8 protein-coding genes are annotated in these 9,403 nt (G+C 70.0%); 4 read left to right on the top strand and 4 right to left on the bottom strand.

All coding sequences use genetic code 11. From position 1 onward, the window contains the following. Positions 1-4 precede the first annotated feature (4 nt). On the bottom strand, positions 5-514 hold the full coding sequence (locus ACZ5PB_RS40070; protein WP_468698316.1) for an ABA4-like family protein: 510 nt from the start codon (positions 512-514) through the stop codon (positions 5-7). Next, a complete protein-coding gene (locus tag ACZ5PB_RS40075; protein WP_468698318.1) occupies positions 511-1,503 on the bottom strand; it encodes a hypothetical protein in 993 nt (330 codons plus the stop codon). Before ACZ5PB_RS40075 ends, ACZ5PB_RS40070 begins: the two co-directional genes overlap by 4 nt. 167 nt (positions 1,504-1,670) lie before the next feature. Between ACZ5PB_RS40075 and ACZ5PB_RS40080 the strand changes: the two genes are divergently transcribed. Then, complete coding sequence (locus ACZ5PB_RS40080) at positions 1,671-2,285, top strand: MerR family transcriptional regulator (protein WP_468698320.1); 615 nt, start codon at positions 1,671-1,673, stop codon at positions 2,283-2,285. A gap of 166 nt (positions 2,286-2,451) precedes the next feature. Here the strand turns inward: ACZ5PB_RS40080 and ACZ5PB_RS40085 are convergent, their stop codons facing one another. Both ACZ5PB_RS40085 and ACZ5PB_RS40090 read right to left on the bottom strand, forming a co-directional pair. Next, positions 2,452-3,297 (bottom strand): siderophore-interacting protein, encoded by an 846-nt coding sequence (locus tag ACZ5PB_RS40085; protein WP_468698322.1) that lies wholly within the window; start codon positions 3,295-3,297, stop codon positions 2,452-2,454. Positions 3,298-3,353: 56 nt separating this feature from the next. Beyond that, the gene (locus tag ACZ5PB_RS40090; protein ID WP_468698329.1) at positions 3,354-4,259 is read right to left on the bottom strand and encodes a 5'-3' exonuclease; all 906 of its coding nucleotides are present in this window, start codon (positions 4,257-4,259) and stop codon (positions 3,354-3,356) included. Positions 4,260-4,507: 248 nt separating this feature from the next. Here ACZ5PB_RS40090 and ACZ5PB_RS40095 point away from each other — a divergent pair, with 248 nt between their 5' ends. The 3 genes from ACZ5PB_RS40095 to ACZ5PB_RS40105 all read left to right on the top strand — a co-directional run bounded on the left by ACZ5PB_RS40095 (position 4,508) and on the right by ACZ5PB_RS40105 (position 9,129). Then, a complete protein-coding gene (locus ACZ5PB_RS40095) occupies positions 4,508-5,674 on the top strand; it encodes a quaternary amine ABC transporter ATP-binding protein (protein ID WP_468698323.1) in 1,167 nt (388 codons plus the stop codon). Beyond that, a complete protein-coding gene (locus tag ACZ5PB_RS40100) occupies positions 5,667-8,297 on the top strand; it encodes an ABC transporter permease/substrate binding protein (protein ID WP_468698324.1) in 2,631 nt (876 codons plus the stop codon). The genes ACZ5PB_RS40095 and ACZ5PB_RS40100 overlap by 8 nt, the downstream gene beginning before the upstream one ends. Before the next feature lie 241 nt (positions 8,298-8,538). After that, on the top strand, positions 8,539-9,129 hold the full coding sequence (locus ACZ5PB_RS40105) for a helix-turn-helix domain-containing protein (RefSeq protein ID WP_468698325.1): 591 nt from the start codon (positions 8,539-8,541) through the stop codon (positions 9,127-9,129). Positions 9,130-9,403 lie beyond the last annotated feature (274 nt).

Below are 9,403 nucleotides of genomic sequence, written 5' to 3' on the forward strand. Positions count from 1 at the left end.
TTGGTCAGCCTGCCCCACCTTGTGCGGGCGCACCGGTTGCCCGGGCCCGGGACACGCCGGTCCTGCCGGACTTGCCGGTCCTGCCAGACCTGCCAGACCTGCCGGACCTTGCCGCCCGCAGGGCCAGGAAGACCAGCAGGCCGATCGGCGAGAGCAGGATCGTCAGCACCAGCAGCGGGCCCATCAGCAGCGGGTGCAGCTTCAGCCTGCGGGCTTCGAGGAACATCCACTGGCCGAGCAGCAGGTCCCAGGCGATCACCTGGGCCCAGATCGCCCCGGCCCCGTCGGCCAGCACCGTCAGCTCCCGGAAACCGTCCAGGCTGGGGCTGCGGACGGCCGCCCACAGTTCGGGGAAGACGGGGACGGTCATGGCCAGGTAGACGACCAGGATCGGCAGGACGGTCAGCGGCGAGCGCGCGATCCGCAGGGTCCAGCGCCACTGCGGCAGGAAGATCATCAGTAGCCAGCAGGGGGCCGCGAGGTAGAAGGCCAGGTCGAAGAGGAAGGAGGTCATGCGGCGAGCTCCTTCTCGTGCGGCTTGTCGTGCGAGGCGTCGTGCGACCCGTCGTGCGGTTCCCGGTGCTTCGCGGGGCTGTGGCGGAGCGCGAGGAGGGTCGCGGCCACGGCCGCCACGGCGAGGGCGCCTGCCGCGACGAGGATGGTGCCGTCGGGCCGTACCAGGGCCTGGCCGCGCAGCGCCTGCCAGGTCACCAGGGCGAGCAGGCCCGCGTACGACGCGGAGAACACGGCGGTGAGGCGCAGCCGGACGCGCGGGTCGGCGAGGCGGGCGATGCGCGGGGCCAGCGTGATCAGCGCCAGGGCCACCAGCGGCAGGAGTTGCAGCGAGTGCATCCCGACGAAGTGCGGTACGCGCAGGTCACCGCCGGTGGTCGCCCAGCCGGTCACGGCCATCGAGGGGCCGCCGTCGGCGACGCCCACGCCGTGCGCGCCGGTGGTGTCGGTGATACCCGCCTTCAGCTGGGCGGCGGTCGGCTGGGTCATCAGGAAACCGAGGCCGGTACCGGCGAGGGCGAGCACCGATCCCGCCTTCACCGCGAGGGAGGTGGCCCGGTCGAGGATCTTCGTCCGCAGCACCATCAGCGCGATCACCAGGCTGCCCAGCCAGAGGATCACCACCGTGCCGCCCATGACGGCGAACAGTGTGGCGTCCAGCGGGGTTTCGGTGTTGAAGTGGCTGCGCTTGCCCCGGCCGGCCTGGACCAGGATCAGCACCATCTCCGCGAGGCTGGCCACCACGACCACCAGACCCGCCCGCCGGCCGATCCGGGCCCGCCGGCCGTCCGGCAGCAACGACAGCATCCAGGCCAGCGACAGCCCGTACGCGGCGAAGGACACCGAGAACTTGAAGGGCTTGAACCAGACCGGGGAGTTGGCGACGGTCCGTCCGTCGAGGACCAGACCGAGTCCGGTGGCCACGGTTAAGACGAGCATCAGGGCCGAGAAGACCACGAGCGGCCGGTGCCAGGTGCGCCAAGTGTGCATGGGGGACCCCCTGTTGAATGCATCCGAGAATGGATAGCGGTACTCGCCGCTATCGGATAGGGCAACTATCCATGAGAGGATGGAAGCTGGCAAGAGGGTTCGAGCGAACAGCGAGAGGTGAACGCGCGGTGCGCATAGGGGAGTTGAGTCGCAGAACCGGAGTCCCGGTGCCGACGATCAAGTACTACGTACGGGAAGGGCTGCTCCCCGCAGGGGAGTTGACCAGCCCGAACCAGGCGGCCTACGGGGACGAGCACGAGCGCCGGCTGCGGCTGATCCGCGCACTCCTGGGGGCGGGGAAACTGTCGCTGTCCCGGATCGGCGAGATCCTCGCGGCGGTGGACGACACCTCGCAGCCCCTGCACAAACTGCTGGGCACGGTGGCGAGCACGGTCGCGGCGCCGAGCCTGGTCGGCGAGGGCGAACCGTCGCAGGCGGCACGTGAGTCGGTGGCCGCACTGGCCGAACGCAGGGGCTGGCGGGTGCCGCCGGGACACCCGGACGGCGAGGCCCTGGCCCGTACCCTCACGGAGGCGGAGCGGCTCGGCCACGAGGGATTCGGGGTGGCGCTCGACGCCTACGCGGTGGCAGCGGAGACGGCCGCGGAGGCGGACCTCAAGTACGTCACCGAGCAGGGGGCGGCGGACCGGGTGCTGGAGAGCGTGGTGATCGGAATGGTGCTGGGGGACGCGATGTTCGGCTCACTGCGGCGCATCGCGCAGGCGGAGGAGTCGGCACGGCTCGACCGACAGCAGAGACGGAACGGCCGGCCGCGGGGCTGAAGCCGCAGGATCCGGCGGGGAGTTGTGCGCCGGACTCGGGTGCTTTGGCGAGTGAGGGGCGGCGACCCGGATCGGCGCCGCGCGCGTGGCGGGCGCCGACCCGGGGGTGGTGCAGGGGGAGCGGGTGGTGCGTGTGGGGGGAGCGGGTGGTGCGTGTGGGGCAGCCTCAGGCCGCCCCGCCCTCCTGCTCGCGTTCGACCTGCTCGTTCCACTCCCGCTTCACCGCGCGCCAGGTGTCGTCGTCCTGGCCGAGGCGCCAGTAGCCGGAGATCGAGAGGCGCTCGCGCGGGATCTCGCGCTCCATGCGCAGATGGCGGCGGAGGTCCTTCACGAAGCCCGCCTCGCCGTGCACGAAGGCGTGCACGTCCCCGGCGGGGAAGTCCAGGTCGCGCACCGCCGCGACGAGCTGCTCGCCGACCGGGCGCTCACCTCGGTGCAGCCAGGTGACCGAGACCCCGTCGGGGGTGACGATCTTCTGCTCCTCGGCCGCGTCGGGCACCTCCACGAAGGCGTGCACGACCGCGCCCTCCGGCATGCGCTCCAGTGACGCCGCGATGGCGGGCAGCGCGCTCTCGTCGCCGACCAGGAGGTGCCAGTCGGCGGCCGGGTCCGGGGCGTAGCCGCCGCCGGGGCCCAGGAAGCGGACCGTCTCGCCGGCCTCGACCCGGGCGGCCCAGGGGCCCGCCAGGCCCTCGTCACCGTGCACCACGAAGTCGATGGCGAGCTCGCGGGCCGCGCCGTCCCAGCTGCGGACGGTGTACGTCCGGCTGACCGGCCACTGCTCGGCGGGGAACTCCTCGCGGATACGGGCCATGTCGAAGGGCTCCGGGTAGGTCACCCCAGGCGCCGGGAAGAGCACCTTGACGTAGTGGTCGGTGAACTCCTGGACGTCGAGACCCGCGAGGGCCTCGCCGCCGAGTACGACGCGCACCATGTGCGGAGTGATCCGCTCGGTGCGCACCACCGTCGCCTCGTGGGCTCGCGGTGCGGTGCGGGCCGGTCGTTCTGCCACAGTGCTCTCCCCAGGTACAGCGGTGCTATTTGCTTAGGCTTGCCTAAGTTAACAGCTCAGTTCTGGAGTACGGAGAGCAGGCGCTGCAAAGAACCTCCCAAACCCCACCGCTCCGCGAGGGCCTCCAGTGCCTGCGGGTCGGCGGGTGCGGAGGGGAGCGCCGGGTCGAAGGGGGCGAGCGGGACGTCGCTCGCCACCCGGACCACCTTCGGCGCCACCGCGATGTAGGGGCGGGCCTTGTCCAGGCGCTTGCGCTGGGAGGGGGTGAGCTTCGAGGCCGGATCGTCGACCGCCGCCATGATCCCGGCCAGGTCCCCGTACGCGTCCAGCAGCTTCGCGGCGGTCTTCTCGCCGATGCCCGGGACGCCCGGCAGCCCGTCGCTCGGGTCGCCGCGGAGCAGGGCCAGGTCCACGTAACCGGGACCGTCCACCCCGTACCGCTCGCGCAGCCAGGACTCGTCGGTGAGCTGGAGGGTGCCGACGCCCTTGAGCGGGTAGAGGATGCGGCGCCCGCGGGCGTCGTCGACCAGCTGGAACAGGTCGCGGTCGCCGGTGACGACGTCGACCGGGCCCTTGGCGTGGTGGGTGAGGGTGCCGATCACGTCGTCCGCCTCGTACCCGTCGGAGCCCACCCGGGCGATGCCGAGGGCCGCGAGGACCCCCTCGATCACCGGGACCTGGGGGGAGAGGGTGTCCGGGGTCTCCTCCGCGTCCGGCGCGCCCTCGATCTCCTCGGCCACCCGGTGCGCCTTGTAGGAGGGGATCAGGTCCACCCGCCACTGCGGGCGCCAGTCGTTGTCCCAGCAGGCCACCAGGTCGTCCGGGCGGTGGTCCTGGACGAGGCGGGCGATGAAGTCGAGCAGGCCGCGGACCGCGTTGACGGGGGTGCCGTCGGGGGCGCGGACCGAGTCCGGGACCCCGAAATAGGCGCGGTAGTAGAGGGAGGCGGTGTCGAGGAGCATCAGGCGTCGGGTCACGCTCCCGATGATGCCGTACGGCACCGACAGCGGCCCGGGGTGAACCGTAGGCGGCCCGTAAGTGAAGTGGATCACTTTCCGTTTGGCTCGTGTAACCGAGGGCAGGGGCGCATTCGGAGCGGACCTGGTCCGAAGTTCAACATTTGGAAGGGTGAAGCGGGCCGACCCCGCGCCGCTCCACGACCTGCCCACGGGGGTGGCGGGTCGTCATCGGTTCAATACGTGAGGTGTATGTGTCCAGGCTCCAGGCCGAGAACCTGTACAAGGTGTTCGGCAGACGACCCGGCGAGGCGGTAAAGCGGCTGGAGGGCGGCGGCGACCGCGACGAGCTGCGTGCCGAAGGTACGACCGCCGCGGTGATCGACGCCTCGTTCACCGTCGAGCCCGGCCACATATTCGTGGTCATGGGCCTTTCCGGGTCCGGCAAGTCCACGCTGCTGCGCATGCTCAACGGTCTGCTCGACCCGACCGCCGGGCGCGTCCTCTTCGACGGACAGGACCTGACCGCCCTGTCCGACAAGGACCTGCGCGAGGTCCGTGCCAAGAAGATCTCCATGGTCTTCCAGCACTTCGCGCTCTTCCCGCACCGCAGTGTGCTGGAGAACGCCGCGTACGGCCTCGAAGTGCAGGGCGTCCCGCGCGAGGAGCGCGAGAAGAGGGCCACCGAGGCACTGGAGATGGCCGGCCTCAAGGGCTGGGAGAAGTCCTGGCCCGACGAGCTGTCCGGCGGTATGCAGCAGCGTGTGGGCCTGGCCCGCGCCCTGGCCACCGATGCCGACCTGCTCCTCATGGACGAGTCCTTCTCGGCGCTCGACCCGCTGATCCGCCGCGACATGCAGGACCAGCTGCTCGAACTCCAGAAGACCCTGAAGAAGACCATCGTCTTCATCACCCACGACCTCAACGAGGCCATGCGCCTCGGCGACAGCATCGCCGTGATGCGGGACGGCCGGATCGTCCAGCTCGGCACCGCCGAGGACATCCTCGTCACCCCCGCCAACGAGTACGTGGCCTCCTTCACCCAGGACGTCGACCGCTCCCGCGTGCTGACGGCCGGCGCCATCATGGCCGAGCCGCACACCGCCGTGGGCACCAAGGACGACGCGGGCAAGGAACTGCGCAGCCCCCAGGACGTACTGGCCGCCGCCCCGGCGAAGGTCACCGCGGACACCCCGATCATCGAGCTGTTCACGCCGTGCTCGACGAGCGGGGTTCCGGTCGCCGTGACCGACGCGAAGGGCTCCCTGATCGGCGTCGTACCGCGCGCCCGGCTGCTCGCCGTGCTCGGCGAGCCGATGGAACCCGCGCAGGCGGCGCCCGTACAGGACGCGGTCGAGAAGGACGCGGCGAAGAAGGACAGGAAGACCGTGAGCACGAAGAAGGTGGCAGCCGATGCCTAGGCTCCACCTCGGCCAGTGGGTCGACTCCGCCGTCGACTGGCTGACCCAGAACCTGGGTTGGCTCTTCGACTTCATCTCCGCCGTCGTCGGCGGCATGCAGGAGGGCATCTACGCCGTCCTCGCCGCCCCGAACGCGTTCCTGATGGCGGGCATCCTCGCCGTCATCGCGTTCTGGCTGCGCGGGCTGACCGCCGGTGTGCTGTCCTTCGCGGGCTTCGCCCTGATCGACTCCATCGAGCTGTGGGACGACGCCATGTCGACCCTCTCGCTGGTCCTCGTCGCGACCATCATCACGATGATCATCGCGATCCCGCTGGGCATCTGGGCCGCCCGCTCGGACAAGGTCAGCGCCGTGGTCCGGCCGGTCATGGACTTCATGCAGACCATGCCCGCCATGGTCTACCTGATCCCCGGCATCCTCTTCTTCGGCGTCGGCGCCGTCCCCGGCATCATCGCCACGATCATCTTCTCGCTGCCCCCGGGCGTGCGCATGACCGAGCTGGGCATCCGGCAGGTCGACGCCGAACTGGTCGAGGCCGCCGAGGCGTTCGGCACCAAGCCCGGCAACATCCTGCGCCGCATCCAGCTGCCGCTGGCCCTGCCGACGATCATGGCGGGCATCAACCAGAAGATCATGCTCTGCCTCTCGATGGTCGTCATCGCGGGCATGGTCGGCGCCGGCGGCCTCGGTGGCGCGGTCTACCGCGCCATCGGCAACGTCGACATCGGCCTCGGCTTCGAGGCGGGCATCTCCATCGTCATCCTGGCGATGTACCTGGACCGCATCACCAGCGCCTTCGGCACCGCCGTCTCCCCGCTGGGCCGCCGCGCGCTGGCCAAGGCCCGCGCCATGGCCGGCGGGTCCAAGTTCCTCACGTACCGCCCCCAGCCGGTCGTCGCCGTCGCGGGCATCGTGATCCTCGCGCTCGTCGCGGGCAGCATGAGCATGTTCGGCGGCAAGAAGGCCGACCAGGCGGGCTCCGGCGCCTCGCAGATCGGCGACGGCAAAAAGATCTCCATGGGCTACATCCCGTGGGACGAGGGCATCGCCTCCACCTTCCTCTGGAAGGAGATCCTGGAGCAGCGCGGCTTCACGGTCGACGCCAAGCAGTACGAGGCGGGCGCCCTCTACACCGGCCAGTCCACGGGTCAGATCGACCTCAACACGGACGCCTGGCTGCCCACCACGCACGCCCAGTACTGGGCCAAGTACAAGGACAAGCTGGAGGACATGGGCGCGTGGTACAGCCCGACCTCGCTGGAGCTGACGGTCCCGGAGTACATGGACGGCATCGACTCCATGGACGACCTCAAGGGCAAGGCCGACAAGTTCGGCGGCAAGATCATCGGCATTGAGCCCAGCGCCGGTGAGATGGGCCTGCTCAAGGACAAGGTCCTCGGCGCCTACGGCCTCGACAAGGAGTACAAGCTCGTCGAGGGCTCCACCCCCGGCATGCTGGCCGAGCTGAAGCGCGCGTACGCCAAGAAGGAGCCCATCGTGGTTCCGCTCTGGTCGCCGCACTGGGCGTACAACGACTACAAGCTCAAGAAGCTCAAGGACCCCAAGGGTGCCTGGGGCAAGGGCGACGGCGTCCACACGCTGGCCCGCAAGGGCTTCTCGGCGGACAACCCCGAGGTCGGCAAGTGGATCAAGGACTTCAAGCTGGACGAGAAGCAGCTCACCAGCCTTGAGGCGCAGATCGTGAAGTCCGGCAAGGGCAAGGAGCAGGACGCGGTCCGCACCTGGCTCAAGACCCAGCCCGGCCTGGTCGACAAGCTGGCCCCGGTCGCCGACACCGCCAAGGCCGCGGGCGGCAAGGACGAGCGCGAGCGCCCTGTCGAGATGGGCTGGTTCCCCTGGGAGGAGGACATCGCCGCCACGTACCTCTGGAAGAACGTCCTGGAGGAGCGCGGATACAAGATCAACCTCAAGCAGTTCGAGGTGGGTCCGATGTACGCGGGTCTCGCCGCCGGTGACGTCGACGTCCAGCTCGACGGCTGGCTGCCGTACACGCAGAAGAACTACTGGGACAAGTACAAGGACAAGCTGACCGACGTCGGCTCCTGGTACGGACCCACCTCCGTCGAGATCGCCGTGCCGTCCTACGTCAAGGACGTCAAGTCCCTGGAGGACCTCAAGGGCAAGGGCGAGCAGTTCAAGGGCAAGATCATCGGCATCGAGCCCGGCGCCGCCGCCATGAAGAACGTCAAGGACAACGTCCTTCCCGGCTACGGCCTGGACAAGGAGTACAAGCTCGTCGAGGGCTCCACGCCCGCCATGCTCGCCGAGCTGAAGCGCGCGTACGCCAAGAAGGAGCCGGTCGCGGTCCTGCTGTGGACGCCGCACTGGGCCTACAACGCGTACGACATGACCAAGCTCAAGGACTCCAAGAAGCTCTTCGGTGAGGGCGACCGCCTGCACATCATCGGGAACAAGGACTTCGGGTCCAACTACCCGCAGCTCACCAAGTGGTTCAAGGACTTCAGGCTGAGCGAGAAGCAGCTCGCCAGCCTGGAGAACGAGATCCAGCAGCGCGGCACCGGCCACGAGCCGGAGGCCGTCGAGGCCTGGATGAAGGAGAACCCCGGCATCGCCGACAAGATGGCCCCCGCCGCGGGCTGATCCACTCGGCCGCTCGCTCAGGGTGGGCCCCGCCGTACGCGCACCGCGCGGTACGGCGGGGCCCACTCTTTTTTGCGGGTCCCGGCGCGTTCCCGCCACTACAGACCTGGTGGAGTCCGGCGGGCAAGCTGTGACATGTGTACGAAACGATGGCGTGAAGCTGCGTAGTCTGCTGTCCGTCGGCGGAAGAACCGTAGGAAGAACACCGAAGAACACCGATGAGGAAGGGAGAAGGGCCGCTGTGACGTCGAAGGACGCGAGGGAAAAGAAGGACGACAAGGAGATCCTCCGGGTCGGCACGGCCGTCCGGAGGCGCCGTCGCGCCCTCGAACTCACCCTTGCCGTGGTGGCGGAGCGCAGTGGGCTCTCCGTGCCCTTCCTCAGCCAGATAGAGAACGAGCGCGCGCGCCCGAGCGCGCGTTCCCTGCAGCGGGTCGCCGAGGCCCTGGAGACCACCGCCGACCGGCTGCTCGCGGCGGCGGACTCGGCGCTCTCGGTCGACCTGGTCCGCGCCGCCGAGGACCCGGGCCTCGAACCGGGCTCGGGGGTACGGCCGTTGGTGCGCGGGCACCACCAGCTGCACGCCGTGGAGTTCACGGGGATGCAGGACGCGGGCCGCGAGTACCAGCACCGCAACGACGAGTTGATGTACGTCGCGGACGGGGCGGTGGAGGTGGAGGCGGAGGGCCGCGCCTACCGGCTGTCGCGGGGGGACACGCTGCACTTGTCCGGTGGAGTGCGGCATCGGTGGAGGGCCACCGAGCCGGGGACGCGGTTGGTGATTGTGGCGGTGGGGGAGCATGTGGACGCGGCGGACGATTCGAGACGGTGAGGGTGGGCGGGGGTGGGGGTCCGCTGCGCGGGCGTTTCCCCTCCCCGCCCCTTCCCGGCTGTGACATTTGCGGCTCCGCCGCGTGGGGGCGCTGCCCCAGACCCCGGCCCGTGCGGTCCGGGCGGGGGTGGGTGGGCTGCCGGCCCGGGTGGGTGGGCAGGTGGCGGGCCCGGCCACGGCCGGTGGTCATGTGCGGGTGTGTGCGTGGCTGGCCGCGGAGTTCCCCCCGCCCCCCAGGCCTCCTGAGAGCGGGGAAACCCGGAAAAAACCACAA

It is taken from the genome of Streptomyces sp. NPDC032721, from assembly GCF_055579625.1.

Coding starts and splice junctions, on each gene's coding strand:
- ACZ5PB_RS40070 (WP_468698316.1), bottom strand. CDS start 514: ATGACCTCCTTCCTCTTCGACCTGGCCTTCTACCTCGCGGCCCCCTGC.
- ACZ5PB_RS40075 (WP_468698318.1), bottom strand. CDS start 1,503: ATGCACACTTGGCGCACCTGGCACCGGCCGCTCGTGGTCTTCTCGGCC.
- ACZ5PB_RS40090 (WP_468698329.1), bottom strand. CDS start 4,259: ATGCTCCTCGACACCGCCTCCCTCTACTACCGCGCCTATTTCGGGGTC.
- ACZ5PB_RS40100 (WP_468698324.1), top strand. CDS start 5,667: ATGCCTAGGCTCCACCTCGGCCAGTGGGTCGACTCCGCCGTCGACTGG.